The sequence below is a fragment of the Pantoea sp. SGAir0215 genome (assembly GCF_043543215.1).
Genome location: NZ_CP028031.1, coordinates 4,087,880 through 4,101,855, shown reverse-complemented (window position 1 = coordinate 4,101,855; position 13,976 = coordinate 4,087,880). Strand labels below are relative to the sequence as shown.

14 protein-coding genes are annotated in these 13,976 nt (G+C 54.7%); 10 read left to right on the top strand and 4 right to left on the bottom strand.

From position 1 onward, the window contains the following. Positions 1-135: 135 nt before the first annotated feature. The 4 genes from C1N64_RS19145 to rlmM all read left to right on the top strand — a co-directional run bounded on the left by C1N64_RS19145 (position 136) and on the right by rlmM (position 3,150). On the top strand, positions 136-357 hold the full coding sequence (locus C1N64_RS19145) for a YgdI/YgdR family lipoprotein (protein WP_006120783.1): 222 nt from the start codon (positions 136-138) through the stop codon (positions 355-357). 336 nt (positions 358-693) lie between these two features. Beyond that, the gene (locus C1N64_RS19140; protein ID WP_006120782.1) at positions 694-1,611 is read left to right on the top strand and encodes a transcriptional regulator GcvA; all 918 of its coding nucleotides are present in this window, start codon (positions 694-696) and stop codon (positions 1,609-1,611) included. 50 nt (positions 1,612-1,661) lie between these two features. Continuing rightward, positions 1,662-2,057: a DUF423 domain-containing protein gene (locus C1N64_RS19135; protein WP_014605150.1), complete on the top strand. Its 396-nt coding sequence runs from the start codon at positions 1,662-1,664 to the stop codon at positions 2,055-2,057. Continuing rightward, positions 2,050-3,150 carry a 23S rRNA (cytidine(2498)-2'-O)-methyltransferase RlmM gene (gene rlmM, locus C1N64_RS19130; protein WP_033739577.1) on the top strand — a complete coding sequence of 367 codons (1,101 nt, stop codon included), beginning with the start codon at positions 2,050-2,052 and terminating at the stop codon, positions 3,148-3,150. The genes C1N64_RS19135 and rlmM overlap by 8 nt, the downstream gene beginning before the upstream one ends. A 39-nt stretch (positions 3,151-3,189) precedes the next feature. Here the strand turns inward: rlmM and xni are convergent, their stop codons facing one another. From xni to queF, 3 genes are all read right to left on the bottom strand, one after another. Beyond that, complete coding sequence (gene xni / locus C1N64_RS19125) at positions 3,190-3,948, bottom strand: flap endonuclease Xni (RefSeq protein ID WP_006120779.1); 759 nt, start codon at positions 3,946-3,948, stop codon at positions 3,190-3,192. A 33-nt stretch (positions 3,949-3,981) separates the two neighbouring features. Then, positions 3,982-5,346, bottom strand: a complete 1,365-nt coding sequence (gene ppnN, locus C1N64_RS19120) for a nucleotide 5'-monophosphate nucleosidase PpnN (protein WP_006120778.1) — start codon at positions 5,344-5,346, stop codon at positions 3,982-3,984. A gap of 169 nt (positions 5,347-5,515) precedes the next feature. Further along, the gene (queF, locus tag C1N64_RS19115) at positions 5,516-6,361 is read right to left on the bottom strand and encodes an NADPH-dependent 7-cyano-7-deazaguanine reductase QueF (protein ID WP_033739575.1); all 846 of its coding nucleotides are present in this window, start codon (positions 6,359-6,361) and stop codon (positions 5,516-5,518) included. Between the two features lie 61 nt (positions 6,362-6,422). On the opposite strand from queF, the gene syd reads away from it, so the two are divergent. The 4 genes from syd (at position 6,423) to C1N64_RS19095 (ending at position 9,116) form a co-directional block, all read left to right on the top strand. Then, entirely contained in the window at positions 6,423-6,971 is a 549-nt protein-coding gene (gene syd / locus C1N64_RS19110) for a SecY-interacting protein (protein ID WP_006120776.1), read from the top strand. A 577-nt stretch (positions 6,972-7,548) separates the two neighbouring features. After that, positions 7,549-7,878 carry a YqcC family protein gene (locus C1N64_RS19105; RefSeq protein WP_006120775.1) on the top strand — a complete coding sequence of 110 codons (330 nt, stop codon included), beginning with the start codon at positions 7,549-7,551 and terminating at the stop codon, positions 7,876-7,878. Then, positions 7,878-8,657 (top strand): tRNA pseudouridine(65) synthase TruC, encoded by a 780-nt coding sequence (gene truC, locus C1N64_RS19100; protein ID WP_006120774.1) that lies wholly within the window; start codon positions 7,878-7,880, stop codon positions 8,655-8,657. The genes C1N64_RS19105 and truC overlap by 1 nt, the downstream gene beginning before the upstream one ends. 12 nt (positions 8,658-8,669) lie before the next feature. After that, positions 8,670-9,116, top strand: coding sequence for a flavodoxin (locus C1N64_RS19095; RefSeq protein WP_033739574.1), 447 nt, complete (start codon positions 8,670-8,672; stop codon positions 9,114-9,116). An 85-nt stretch (positions 9,117-9,201) separates the two neighbouring features. Here C1N64_RS19095 and garD read toward each other — a convergent pair whose 3' ends face one another. After that, complete coding sequence (gene garD / locus C1N64_RS19090) at positions 9,202-10,761, bottom strand: galactarate dehydratase (protein WP_033739573.1); 1,560 nt, start codon at positions 10,759-10,761, stop codon at positions 9,202-9,204. Positions 10,762-11,271: 510 nt separating this feature from the next. Here garD and C1N64_RS19085 point away from each other — a divergent pair. Both C1N64_RS19085 and C1N64_RS19080 read left to right on the top strand, forming a co-directional pair. Further along, entirely contained in the window at positions 11,272-12,627 is a 1,356-nt protein-coding gene (locus C1N64_RS19085; RefSeq protein WP_033739571.1) for an MFS transporter, read from the top strand. Beyond that, positions 12,624-13,970: an enolase C-terminal domain-like protein gene (locus C1N64_RS19080; RefSeq protein ID WP_394515105.1), complete on the top strand. Its 1,347-nt coding sequence runs from the start codon at positions 12,624-12,626 to the stop codon at positions 13,968-13,970. Before C1N64_RS19085 ends, C1N64_RS19080 begins: the two co-directional genes overlap by 4 nt. Positions 13,971-13,976 lie beyond the last annotated feature (6 nt).

The window sequence follows — 13,976 nt, the reverse complement described above, 5'->3', positions numbered from 1 at the left end:
TTATGCTGAATATTGCAAGGTAAAAACTTCACCCGCATGGCGATACGACATTCTGATAGTCGATCCCACTTGACCATTTCTCGGGTCAGCGTAACGCGGGCGGTTTGGTGCAATCAATCTGCAAGGAGATAGAAGATGAAAAAACTCGCCGCAATGCTGGCCGTTTGTACAATGGCCTTTACCCTGGCTGCCTGTTCAAGCAACTACGTAATGCATACCAATGACGGACGCACTATCGTTGCTGAAGGTAAACCAAGAGTCGATACTGATACCGGTATGATTAGCTATAAAGATGCGAATGGCAATGAGCAGCAGATTAACCGTTCAGATGTGAAAGAAATGGTTGAGATGAAGTAATCCGCGCATAAAAAAAGCACCGCAATTTGCGGTGCTACTCAATATCACAATGGACAGACAGGGTAAATCTACAGGAAATAAAAAAGCTTGATCTGTAAAGGTCAGATCAAAATTGCAAACACAACATCACGACCACAAGCCAAAAGCTTTCAGAAAATCTGCGAACTCACTCACAAATCTAAAAACTTTTCGTTCCGGCTCAGGAAGTACCGCAACTATAGGTATTTGCTGGAGCTTCCTCAACGGACAATTTATAATGTCTCGGATTATAAATTCTAATACGTTAAGGCTTTGTATTAGTCCGCGTATTTTTTGCCAGGCTGGCTATGGATAACCATGTCAAAACGTCTTCCTCCCCTGAATGCACTGCGGGTATTTGATGCCGCAGCACGCCATTTAAGCTTTACCAAAGCCGCTGAAGAGCTGTTTGTGACCCAGGCTGCTGTCAGTCACCAGATCAAATCACTGGAAGATTTTCTGGGACTGAAGCTGTTCAGACGGCGAAACCGGTCGCTTTTACTCACCGAGGAAGGCCAAAGTTACTATCTGGATATCAAAGAAATTTTCTCTGCGCTCAACGAGGCGACGCGTAAACTGCAGGCACGCAGCGCCAAAGGGGCGTTGACGGTGAGTTTGCTGCCAAGCTTTGCGATTCAGTGGCTGGTCCCGCGTCTTTCCAGCTTTAATCTGGCTTATCCGGGAATTGACGTCCGCATTCAGGCGGTCGATCGGGATGAAGAGAAGCTGGCCGATGATGTGGACGTGGCCATTTTCTATGGCCGGGGAAACTGGCCAGGCCTGCGGGTCGAAAAACTCTATGCCGAATATTTGCTGCCGGTTTGTTCGCCATCGCTGATGACGGGTGAAAATCCCCTGAAAACGCCCATGGATCTGGCTCGTTTTACACTGTTGCATGATGCTTCCCGCCGTGACTGGCAGGCGTATATCCGTCAGTCAGGCGTCCAGCATATCAATGTGCAACAGGGGCCCATTTTCAGCCACAGCGCGATGGTGCTGCAGGCGGCCATCCATGGGCAGGGCGTTGCCCTGGCCAATAACGTTATGGCGCAAAGCGAAATCGAAGCGGGACGGTTGATTTGTCCGTTTAATGACGTTTTAGTGAGCAAAAATGCTTTTTATCTGGTTTGTCATGACAGTCAGGCAGAACTGGGTAAAATAGCCGCCTTTCGACAGTGGATCCTCGCCAAAGCGGCTACCGAACAAGAAAAATTCCGCTTTCGTTATGATCAGTAACTTTTTTATTTTTTTGCAGGGACCTGCAAACGCACCTTGAGGATACATTCATGTCCAGACGTGCCATGTTTATTTTTGCGGCCATCAGTGGGTTTTTCCTGGTGGCATTTGGTGCTTTTGGTGCTCATGTGTTGAATAAAACGCTGGGAGCGACTGAAATGGCCTGGATTCATACCGGGCTGGAATACCAGGCTTATCATACGCTGGCTGTGCTGGGGCTGGGAGCGGCGATGCTTTATCGCTGTAATATCTGGTTCTACTGGAGCAGCGCCTCTATGGCACTGGGTACCGTATTATTCAGCGGCAGCCTCTATTCCCTGGCGCTGTCGCACTTAACGTTTTTTGTTTTTATCACGCCAGTCGGGGGGCTGTTCTTCCTCGTTGGCTGGCTATTGATGTTGATTGGCGCACTGCGTCTTAAAACCAAGGCAGAACGCCATGAATAAAGTTTTACTGTATTGCCGCGCTGGCTTTGAAAAAGAGTGTGCGGCGGAAATTAGTGCTAAAGCCGCCGAGCGCAATGTTTACGGCTTTCCTCGGGTTAAAGAGGATGCAGGTTATGTCCTGTTTGAGTGCTACCAGCAGCCCGATGCGGAGAGACTGATCCGCGAGTTGCCGTTTGAGCAGTTGATTTTTGCCCGTCAGATGCTGGTTGTTGGCGAACTGCTGCGGGATCTGCCCCAGGACGATCGTATTTCCCCCATCGTAGGCATGTTAAGCGGCGTGGTGGAAAAGGGTGGGGAACTGCGTGTTGAAGTGCCGGACACCAACGAAGCCAAAGAGCTCACCAGGTTCTGCCGCAAGTTTACCGTCCCGCTGCGCGCCAGCCTGCGTGAGAGCAAAATCCTGCTCAGCTATGAAAGCCCAAAACGCCCGGTCGTGCATGTGTTCTTTATCGCCCCCGGCACCTGCTACGTTGGGTATTCACTGCCGGAGAACAGCTCACCCTTTTATATGGGCATTCCGCGTCTTAAGTTCCCGTCTGATGCGCCGAGTCGGTCCACGCTTAAGCTGGAAGAGGCCTTTCACGTTTTTGTTCCGGCCGATGAGTGGGATGAACGTCTGGCCAGTGGAATGTATGCCGTCGATTTGGGGGCCTGTCCAGGCGGCTGGACCTATCAACTGGTACAGCGCAGCATGATGGTTTACGCCGTGGATAACGGGCCGATGGCGCCCAGCCTGATGGAGACCGGCCAGGTTTTTCACGAGCGTGAAGACGGTTTCCGTTTCCGTCCGCCCCGCACCAACATCAGCTGGCTGGTCTGCGACATGGTGGAAAAGCCGGCTCGCGTGGCGAACCTGATGGCGGACTGGCTGGTCAACGGCTGGTGCCGCGAAGCCATATTTAACCTGAAACTGCCCATGAAGAAGCGCTACGAAGAAGTCACGCAGAATCTGGCCATGATCGAGCAGCGGCTCAATGAAAATGGCGTTAACGCGCAGATTCGGGCACGTCAGCTTTATCACGATCGTGAAGAAGTGACAGTGCACATTCGTCGCATCTGGGCCGCTGTCGGTGGCCGCCGCGACGAGCGTTAACCCTGCTGACCGGGCACGATTGTGCCCGGTCTGATATGATTAGCCGCCATGGTAACGCAGTAAATTCAGATTCCCTTCCAGCACCAAATCCTGTTTCAGCCGGGCCACATCGCGGCTGATCAGCGCCATCTCCTGTCCGGCCTGTAACTTATTACGCCATTTGGTCGGCACCTGATCCAACTGCTGATACAGCGATTCCAGTGAACCAAACTGCTGTAGCAGTTCCCGGGCGCTTTTGGGGCCAATGCCTGCGATGCCGGGAATTTTACTGCTGCTGATGCCGCACAATCCCCAGTAGTCAGGCAGCAACGCGGGTGCAACGCCGAATTCGGCTTCAATAAAAGGCACATCCAGCCAGCGCTTTTGAAAATAGTCACGGATGCGAATCGTCGGTGCCAGTAACTGGCAGTAACCTTTGTCGGTTGAAACGATGGTCGCCTGATGACCAGCCTGCGCCATTTTGACCGCCAGCGTCGCCGCCAGATCGTCGGCTTCATCCTGGTCGGCTATCCAGCAACTGACGCCCGCGTTTCGAAAGGCGTCCTTCAGCGCGGGCATTTCGGCCTGCAAATCGTCGGGCATCGGTGGGCGTCCACTTTTATAGTCAGGCAACAACTGGTGCCGCCATCCCTGATGGCGGGCTTCACCATCAAACACCGCCACCACGTGCGTCGGCCGCGTGTGCCCCAGAAGCTGACGCAGCGCGCCTACGCAACTGTCGACGCAGGGCGAGCCTTGTACCGCATGCAGGCGACGAATTAAATTGAGGGCGTCAACAATGAGTAAGTGAAGAGACATAAGATATGGGCAGCCCGCAGGCTGCCTCCAGATTTACTTGATGATTTCGTAGCACGGAATATAGGCAGTGCCGGGCAGTTTCATACGTTGCTGCGCCACAAAGCCCTGTAGCAGTTCATCCATGCGGTGCATGATGTCGGCATCGCCGTGCAGTTTGTAAGGGCCTTTTTCGCGGATTTCGCGAATGCCCATCTCTTTGACGTTTCCTGCAACAATCCCAGAGAAGGCCCGGCGCAAATCCGCCGCCAGTTTTTCTGGAGCCTGGTTTGTGTAGAGATTGAGGTTGGCCATATTTTCATGCGTTGGCATAAACGGCACCTGCAGATCCTGAGCAATACGCATTGACCAGTTAAAACTGTAGGCGTCACCGGTTTCACGGCGATGCTCTTTCACCTGCGGCATGGCTTTTCTCATCAGACGGGCAACTTCAGCAGCATCGTCAATGATGATCTGATAATGCTTACGTGCCTGCTCGCCGAGCGTGCTGACAATGAAGTCGTCCAGTACGCGGAAATAATCGGCGCTCTCTTTCGGGCCGGTCAGAATAAGCGGCAGAACCTGATGCGCGTTCTGTGGATTCATCAGAATGCCCAACAGATAGAGGAACTCCTCTGCGGTACCCACGCCGCCCGGGAAGATGATGATGCCGTGCGCGATGCGCACAAAGGCTTCCAGGCGCTTTTCGATATCCGGCATGATGATAAGTTCGTTCACCAGCGGATTCGGTGGCTCAGCCGCGATAATAGACGGCTCAGTTAACCCGATAAAGCGGCTGTCACGATAGCGCTGCTGGGCATGGCCCACGGCGGCACCTTTCATCGGCGCTTCCATCACGCCCGGTCCACAACCGGTACAAATGTTCAGCTCACGCAGCCCCAGTTGCGTGCCCACGTTGCGACAATACTGGTATTCCACCGCGTTGATCGAGTGGCCACCCCAGCAGACAACGGTATTGGGATATTCACCCACATGCAGGGCGCGGGCATTGCGCAAAATGGAAAACACCGTGTTGGTGATGGTGGCTGAGTCGTTGTCCTCTTCGCAGGGTAAACGCCCCGAGCTGGCGAGCTGGCCATTCACAAACAGGATGTCGCGCAAGACGGCAAACAGGTTGGCCTGGAGTGAACGGATGATACGACCGTCGACGAAGGCTTCTTCCGGGGGATTAATCAGTTCCAGCTTAACGCCGCGCTCACGGCGCAGTACGTTGATGTCGAAGTTCTCAAAACGCGACAGCAGTTCATGGCTGCTGTCAGTCTGACTGCCAGAGTTGAGTACGGCGAGCGAGCAGTTACGGAAAAGTTGATACAAATCGCTGCTGGCCGTGCGCTTCAGCATATCTACTTCCAGTTGGGAGAGCAGATCCATAGAGCCAAGAGGGCTGACATGTGTAATCAAATGAACTCCTTTGCACCCGCTGGGGTGATAACTGACACTGCAAATGCAGTGACCAAAATCCCTGGTTGGCAACCCGCAGGTTACCGCCCTGTCCAGAGTAGCCTTGTCGGCAAGGTTTGCTCAAGTGGAACCGTATGCGCGTTTAACAGTCTGAGAAAGGATTCGCAAACTATTGACGAACCAGACGAGAATGGCCCGGCGTAAAGGGCACATTACTGCGCCACGGATTGATATCCAGTCCACCCCGTCGCGTGTAACGTGCGTAGACGGTCAGCTGTGATGGCTGACAAAAGCGCATCAGGTCGTTGAAAATACGCTCCACGCACTGTTCATGAAACTCATTATGCTGACGAAATGAAACGATATAGCGCAGCAGAGCTTCACGATCGATGCGCGGGCCCTGATAGCGAATCATTACCGATCCCCAGTCAGGCTGATTGGTGATCAAACAGTTGGATTTAAGCAGATGGCTGACCAGCGTTTCTTGCACCTGTTCCTGACCGGCGGCGTCGATCAGATAATCGGCATTGAAGCCGTAATCTTCAATCTCGATGTCCTGCTCATCAATGCAGGTGCCCGCAAAGTGGCCGACAGGCTGACCTTCGATCTCCTGTAAGCGAAACAGCGCCACACGGACATCGCCCTCGGCACAGGCGCGCAGGTCCTGCTCCAGCGTCTGGCGTACCTCGGCCCAGTCTGTAAATCGCGTCTGGTTAAAGCTGTTAAGGTAGAGCTTAAAACTCTTTGATTCGATAAGATTACGGCTCCGGGCATCAAGCTCGACTTCGCCCACGGCCACCTGGGGCACGCCTTTGCTGTTGAGCCATGAGAGTTCATAGAGCGTCCAGATATCACTGCCCGAGAACGGCAAATTATCGGGATAAAGGCCCAAAGGCTCGCGATTCATGCTGCGCGGCACGGCCTGTAATAAGCTGTTGTCATAGCGATCGTGATACGCTGTAGGCTTGCCCAGCGTCAGGTTGCTCAGTGCCGGGTCCGGCTGGTAAGAAGACATAACGGTTACCACTAGAGTCATCAAAGTGAGTAAGTGTAACCTATCAGAAGTGAGAATTTGAATGATGCAGCAAACCGCTGAAGCGTTAACGGATTTTACCACGCGCTACTGCCAGCACTGGCAGCAGAGCCGGGGCCATGCGCCAGCCAGTCGCGATCTTTATGGTATTCCTTCCCCCTGTTTGCTGGAAAACCGTGATGAGTGTGCGCTCTGGCAACCGCAACCCTTTACACTACCGCCCTCGCTGGAGGCGGTTGAGCGGGCGCTGGAGATTGCGCTGCAACCGCAGATTACGGCCTTTTATACGCACCAGTTCGCGGGGGACATGCAGGCCATGTGGCAGGACCACAGGCTAACGCTGCTCCAGGTCTGGAGTGAAACCGACTTTGTCCGGCTGCAGGAAAACCTGATCGGGCACCTCGTCATGCAGCGGCGCCTGAAGCAGAATCCAACACTGTTTATTGCCACCACTGCGTCAGAAGAGAACATTATTTCCCTGTGCAATCTGAGCGGTGACATCATCCTTGAAACGCCCGGTCAGAAGAAACGTATTACGCTGGCATCGGATATCTGTACTTTTCTTAATAATTTACAACCGCTTAGTGATTAATTGCAGAGATGTGCCGCTTCGCGTGTGAGAGATCTCTTACATGCCGTGTGAGAGATCGCCATATTAGCGAAACGGTGAAGTGGCGGCCGAGATGTAAAAATATTGTAAATCATTAACTTATTAGCACCGCTGTTCAATCTCTTGAACAGGATCGCGTTATATCGTGTTTTAACACCTTGTGCCCTGAGGCTTTTCTTAAGAGAATAGGTCTCGCTGACAGGACGTCATGGACAGCAGGAACCGTCAGGAAGACGGTAGCCAGGAGGCAGGAACGTAATGCTGTTACGTCACAAGGAAGGCTTCAGGACGAAGCAGGACACTCAGGAATGAGTTAAGGGACACCTCCAGGATGGAGAATGAGAGCCCCTCGGACGAGGCGGTGGGCCAGGAGGCTAAGGAGTGATCAGGATGATTCGCGGAAGGACTACGCACGGGAAAAGTTGTCAAGGATGAGCAGGGAGCATTAACGTAGCAGGAGAGCTGCAAACGAACCGGGAGCACTGTTTAATACAGTGCTCCCTTTTTTTGTGCCTGCGGGTTATCCTTGCCGCCCCTTTTTATTCGTCAGAGGTGAGGCATGACGTCAGAACAGTTTATTATGCAACGGCTTGAACAGCTCGAAGCCGTCATGCGTGAGCACGATCTGTGGCAGGTGGACGCGCCAGACGAACAGGCTTTCGCAAGCCAGCAACCTTTTTTCCTCGACACGATGCAGCCGCTGGAATGGTTGCAGTGGGTCCTGATTCCACGGGTGCAGATGCTGATTCGTGCGGGCCAGGCATTGCCAAAAAATTTTGCGGTTGCCCCCTATTTTGAAATGGCGTTAACGCCGGTTCAGCCGGGGCGCACACTGTTGTTGCTGACCTTACAGCAGCTGGATGCATTGCTGCAGGATGACCCGGTCTGATGCTGGAAATCATTTATCAGGATGCGTGGCTGGTCGCGGTGAATAAGCCCGCAGGCTGGCTGGTGCACCGCAGTTGGCTTGATCGCCATGAAACCCGGTTTGTGATGCAGACGGTACGCGACCAGATAGGCCAGCATGTTTTCACGGCGCATCGGCTGGATCGTCCCACATCAGGCGTGCTGCTGATGGGGCTGTCCAGTGAGGCAGGCCGCCTGCTGTCCCAGCAGTTTGAGCATCACCACATGGAAAAGACCTACCATGCCATTGTGCGCGGCTGGCTTGAAGGCAGTGACAGGCTGGATTATCCGTTGGTGGAAGAACTGGACAAGATCGCGGACAAATTTGTCAGCGAACCCCGTGCGCCGCAGCCGGCGGTGACCGATTACGCCGCACTGGCAACGGTAGAAATGCCGGTCGCCATCAGTCGCTATCCCACGGCACGTTACAGCCTGGTTGAGCTTAAACCGCAAACCGGGCGGAAACATCAACTCCGTCGGCACATGTCCCATTTGCGTCATCCCATCATCGGCGATTCGGCCCACGGGGATTTACGCCAGAATCGTGGTGCGGCTGCGCACTTTGGGGCCAGCCGTTTGATGCTGCATGCCAGCAGCTTATCCCTTAACCATCCTGTGACGGGCGAACCGCTGCTTATTCGTGCCGGGCTCGATCCTGTCTGGCAACGGGTGATGGAGCGGTTTGGCTGGCAGGCCTGTATTCCTGATGTTCCACGGGTTGAGTTTCTCGCAGGCTCAGGTCAGGATAGCGTTCCGGAATAAAGGGGAAAAGAAATGGCAAAGATTGGGATTTTTGTAGGCACCGTCTATGGGAACGCCTTACTGGTTGCAGAAGAAGCTGAGCCGTTGTTGCAGCAGCAGGGCCATGAGGTAACGATTTTCGAAGATCCGACACTGGCCGACTGGCAACACTATGCCAGTGATGTCGCTCTGATCATCACCTCGACCACCGGTCAGGGCGATTTTCCGGATACGATTTCCGGCCTGTTTCATGCTATGCAGGATAAGCTGGGCCATCAGCCCACGCTGCGTTATGGCGTGATAGCGTTGGGCGACAGCAGTTATGAAAATTTCTGCGGCGCAGGCAAACGTTTTGATGCATTGCTGCAGGCGCACCAGGCGAAGCGGATCGGTGACGTGTTGCTCATCGACGCCACCGAAAATCCGGAGCCAGAGTCGGTAACGTCTCCCTGGGTTGAGCAGTGGGGCAAACAGCTCTGACTGTACAGGGTGGGAAGACGGCACCCGCGTGGCTGACATGCGCGCCACGCGGGTGTCAGCACGACCTGTCTGCATAAAAACGGCATCAGGTGATCGGTGCGGGATTAAAGACCGCCAGCTGATTGCGGATGCCCCAGCGGTCTGACCAGGTTTGTTTCCGGCCGCTGGCAATGTCCAGAATTAATGTAAACAACCGCCAGCCAACCTGCTCGATGGTTTCTTCGCCCGTGGCAATCGTACCGGCGTTAATATCCATTAAATCATGCCAGCGTTCAGCCAATGCGGTACGGGTCGCCATCTTAATCACCGGAATCGCCGCCAGGCCGTAAGGCGTTCCCCTGCCTGTTGTAAAAACCTGTAAGGTGATGCCTGAGGCCAGCTGCTGCGTGCCGCAGACAAAATCGCTGGCGGGCGTGGCGGCAAAAATCAGCCCTCGTCGTGTTGGCCGTTGTCCCGGCGACAGCACTTCCACAATCGGGCTTCGGCCTGATTTGGCAATCGAGCCTAATGCTTTTTCCACCACGTTGGCCAGTCCGCCTTTCTTGTTGCCGGGCGAGGGATTGGCGCTGCGGTCCGTTTTGCCTTGATCGAGATAGCGATCATACCAGGCCATTTCCTCAATCAGTCGCTGGCCCACGGTCTGGTCAACCACGCGTGGCGTCAGCAAATGAATGGCATCCCGTACCTCCGTGACTTCAGAAAACATTACGGTGGCTCCGCAGCGTACCAGCAGATCAGCGGCGAAGCCGACGGCGGGATTCGCGGTCACGCCCGAAAACGCGTCGCTGCCGCCACACTGCATGCCAACCACCAGTTCAGAGGCCGGGCAGGTTTCGCGCTGGCGTTGATTAAGGCGGCTCAGGTGACGCTCTGCGACCTGCAAAATGTCATCCACCATGGCACCGAAGCCCACCCGGCTCTCGTCCTGCAAACGCACAATATCCGCATCGTCCAGCGAGATGGGCTGTACGTCAGGCGTGCCGGTCAGCAGGCGTTCGGGTTGTAACTTTTCGCATCCCAGACTGACCACCATGATTTCGCCGCCGAAATTGGCATTCAGGGCCAGATTATGAACGGTTCGGATCGGGATCACCGCCGCGGGGGCATTGATCGCCACGCCACAGCCATAAAGATGATTCAGCGCCACCACGCCATCAACGTTGGGATAGCGGGGCAGTAAATCACGCTCAATGATTTGCACCACATAATCCACCACGCCCGCGACGCAGTGCACGCTGGTGGTGATCCCCAACAGATTACGGGTGCCCACGCTGCCGTCGGCGTTGCGATAGCCCTCAAAGGTATAACCGTCCAGCGGCGGTAACGCCGGCGGCACATTATTCGCTAAAGGTAAATGCGCTAAGTCCGGGGCGTCCGGCAGAGCAATTAGCGATTCGTCGATCCAGCTCCCCTGGGCGATATCACGCATGGCCAGCCCAATCACCTCGCCATAGCGCAATATGGGCTGCCCACCAGGAATAGCCTGCAGCGCCACCTTGTGTCCCTGGGGAATATGCTCGGTCAGAGTTAAGCCATCACGAAACGTGGTACCGGCAGGCAGTCCCTGGCTGTTAACCACAATGGCCACGTTATCGTTTTCATGAACTTTGATATAGAGCGGTTGTTCGTTTGACAGGGGGATCATCGCTCACCTTCCAGTGCGTCGCGCCTTATTTCTGTGGCGCATTCATTATAAGAAGTCAGATGTCACAGGTTCAGTATTTGCCACCGTCAGTATAAAGAGGGGTTCTCACCTGCACATTGTGCAATTGACCTACATTCAGCCTTCAGAGACGGCCGTTTTCATGTCTTTGTACCAAATCAAGTGAAGATTCTCACAAAGCCGGCGATCGTCGGGCGTAGGAACTGGCTTTGGGTGAGGAATACCAAAATACGTGAAATGCGCCGCAGTGTTTTATGCAATAGCCCAAAAAAGCACGATTCCTTCTCCTTATTCCAGGGAGATATTCCAATGTCACCGTGAAACCCACTTCTTATACTGATTTCCGTTTCCCCGGTCAGGTTATCTGTCACGCCGCGTGAGCAATTTGCCAATAAAAAAATCGCCGTGTTTAACCTACATCTCTCTGATACCCAACGCGATGTGTATGCAGTCAGAGCGAATGTCACTTTCGCTATTTTTCAGGAGTGCATCATGAGTAGTTTTCACCAGACGTCAGAGGCGGTCCAGAAACGGACAAATGCACGCTACTGGATTGTGGTCATGTTGTTTATTGTGACCTCATTCAACTACGGCGACCGGGCGACGTTATCCATCGCTGGCTCCGCGATGGCAAAGGATATTGGCCTCGATCCCGTGGGCATGGGTTACATCTTCTCGGCGTTTTCGTGGGCCTATGTTATTGGACAAATCCCCGGCGGCTGGCTGTTGGATCGCTTTGGGTCCAAACGCGTCTATTTCTGGAGCATCTTCCTCTGGTCGTTATTTACCTTGCTGCAAGGTTTCGTGGACCTGTTCAGTGGTTACACCATCGTTATGGCGCTGTTTATGCTGCGCTTTATGGTGGGGCTGGCAGAAGCACCTTCATTTCCGGGTAACAGCCGGATTGTGGCCGCCTGGTTTCCGGCTCAGGAGCGCGGTACCGCCGTGGCCATTTTCAATTCTGCCCAGTATTTTGCGACCGTGATTTTCGCACCCATCATGGGCTGGCTAACCTCCGCAGTCGGTTGGGCTCATGTCTTCTGGTTCATGGGGGGACTGGGCATCATCCTGAGCCTTATCTGGCTCAAAGTGATTCACGATCCCAGCGATCATCCTGGCGTTAATCAGGCGGAACGGGAATACATGGAGCAGGGCGGTGCACTGATCAACATGGATCAGAAAAGCGAAAAGCAAAACGTCAGCTTCCGTGACAAGCGGTTCCAGATCAAACAGCTGCTGCAGTCACGCATGATGATCGGTATCTATATTGGCCAGTACTGCATCAACGCACTGACCTATTTCTTTATCACCTGGTTTCCGGTTTATCTGGTTCAGGCGCGCGGAATGTCGATTCTTAAAGCCGGTTTTGTTGCCTCCGTACCGGCACTGTGCGGCTTTATTGGCGGCGTGCTGGGTGGCGTGATCTCCGACTGGCTGATGCGCAAAACCGGCTCCCTGAACATTGCCCGCAAAACGCCCATTGTGCTCGGGATGCTGCTCTCGACCTCTATGGTGATATGTAACTACGTTGAAACCGACTGGGTTGTGGTGCTGTTTATGGCGACGGCCTTTTTTGGCAAAGGCATTGGTGCGTTGGGCTGGGCGGTGATGGCCGATACCGCGCCGAAGGAGATCAGCGGTCTGAGCGGCGGCCTGTTCAATATGTTTGGTAATGCGTCCGGCATTATCACGCCTGTCGCGATTGGCTACATCATTGCCTCGACCGGATCGTATAACGGTGCGCTGGTATACGTGGGTATCCACGCCTTTGTCGCGGTACTCAGTTATCTGGTGCTGGTGGATAACATCAAGCGCATTGAGCTGAAACCCGCTAAGGAGCCTGTATGAATACGCAATCCACGCCCGTTATCACCGCTATGCAGGTTGTGCCGGTGGCCGGTTACGACAGTATGCTGCTCAACATTGGGGGGGCACACAATGCCAGTTTTACCCGCAACATTGTGATACTGACGGACAGTGCGGGTCATACCGGGCTGGGTGAGGCACCGGGAGGCGAGACCATTTATCAGACCTTGCTGGATGCCGTACCGCAGGTGACAGGTCAGCAGGTCGCCTGCCTGAACCGGCTGGTACAGCAGGTGCATCGGGGCAATCAGTCTGCGGATTTCGAGACCTTTGGCAAGGGCGCCTGGACGTTTGAACTGCGCGTAAATGCGGTTGCGGCGCTGGAGGCCGCGCTGCTGGATCTGCTGGGGCAATGTCTGGGCGTGCCGGTCGCCGAGCTGCTGGGGCTGGGTAAACAACGCGATGCGGTCACGGTGTTGGGTTACCTGTTCTATATTGGCGACCGGCGCAAAACCGATCTGCCTTACCTCACTGGTGAGAACGCGCAGCATGACTGGTATCGGCTGCGTCATCAGGAAGCCCTGAGCAGTGAGGCCATCGTCAGGCTGGCGGAAGCGGCTCAGGATAAATACGGATTTCACGATTTTAAACTCAAGGGCGGTGTGCTGCCGGGCGAACAGGAAATCGCGACCGCGCAGGCGTTGAAAAAACGCTTTCCCGATGCGCGTATCACCGTTGATCCTAACGGCGCCTGGCGGCTGGACGAGGCGATCCGGCTGTGTAAAGGCATGCAGGATGTCCTGACCTATGCAGAAGATCCCTGTGGGGCGGAGCAGGGTTATTCCGGGCGTGAGGTGATGGCGGAGTTTCGGCGCGCGACGGGCCTGCCGGTCGCCACCAATATGATCGCCACCAACTGGCGCGAGATGCAGCATGCACTGATGCTCAACGCGATCGATATCCCGCTGGCCGATCCCCATTTCTGGACGCTGAGCGGTGCCGTGCGGGTCGCTCAGCTGTGCGAAGAATGGGGACTCACCTGGGGCTGTCACTCCAATAACCACTTTGATATTTCCCTGGCCATGTTTACCCATGTCGGCGCTGCGGCACCCGGTAACCCCACCGCGATAGACACGCACTGGATCTGGCAGGAGGGCGACCAGCGCCTGACGAAAAATCCACTGCCGATTCAGCAGGGAAAAATTGCAGTGCCCACTGCACCGGGCCTGGGCATTGAACTGGACTGGGCGCAACTGCGGCGGGCAAACGAACGCTACAAATCACTGCCAGCGGGCGGACGTAATGACGCGACGGCCATGCAGTACCTGGTTCCCGGCTGGACATTTGACCGTAAACGCCCGGCTTTTGGCCGGGCCTCTGCTTAAGGGATA

What these genes read in the sequence shown, in the direction of transcription:
- C1N64_RS19080 (WP_394515105.1), top strand. Translation starts at nt 12,624, where the DNA reads ATGAATACGCAATCCACGCCCGTTATCACCGCTATGCAGGTTGTGCCG.
- truC (WP_006120774.1), top strand. Translation starts at nt 7,878, where the DNA reads ATGCTGGAAATCATTTATCAGGATGCGTGGCTGGTCGCGGTGAATAAG.
- xni (WP_006120779.1), bottom strand. Translation starts at nt 3,948, where the DNA reads ATGTCTCTTCACTTACTCATTGTTGACGCCCTCAATTTAATTCGTCGC.
- rlmM (WP_033739577.1), top strand. Translation starts at nt 2,050, where the DNA reads ATGAATAAAGTTTTACTGTATTGCCGCGCTGGCTTTGAAAAAGAGTGT.
- garD (WP_033739573.1), bottom strand. Translation starts at nt 10,761, where the DNA reads ATGATCCCCCTGTCAAACGAACAACCGCTCTATATCAAAGTTCATGAA.
- C1N64_RS19105 (WP_006120775.1), top strand. Translation starts at nt 7,549, where the DNA reads ATGACGTCAGAACAGTTTATTATGCAACGGCTTGAACAGCTCGAAGCC.
- syd (WP_006120776.1), top strand. Translation starts at nt 6,423, where the DNA reads ATGATGCAGCAAACCGCTGAAGCGTTAACGGATTTTACCACGCGCTAC.
- C1N64_RS19145 (WP_006120783.1), top strand. Translation starts at nt 136, where the DNA reads ATGAAAAAACTCGCCGCAATGCTGGCCGTTTGTACAATGGCCTTTACC.
- C1N64_RS19140 (WP_006120782.1), top strand. Translation starts at nt 694, where the DNA reads ATGTCAAAACGTCTTCCTCCCCTGAATGCACTGCGGGTATTTGATGCC.
- C1N64_RS19135 (WP_014605150.1), top strand. Translation starts at nt 1,662, where the DNA reads ATGTCCAGACGTGCCATGTTTATTTTTGCGGCCATCAGTGGGTTTTTC.
- C1N64_RS19095 (WP_033739574.1), top strand. Translation starts at nt 8,670, where the DNA reads ATGGCAAAGATTGGGATTTTTGTAGGCACCGTCTATGGGAACGCCTTA.
- queF (WP_033739575.1), bottom strand. Translation starts at nt 6,361, where the DNA reads ATGTCTTCTTACCAGCCGGACCCGGCACTGAGCAACCTGACGCTGGGC.
- C1N64_RS19085 (WP_033739571.1), top strand. Translation starts at nt 11,272, where the DNA reads ATGAGTAGTTTTCACCAGACGTCAGAGGCGGTCCAGAAACGGACAAAT.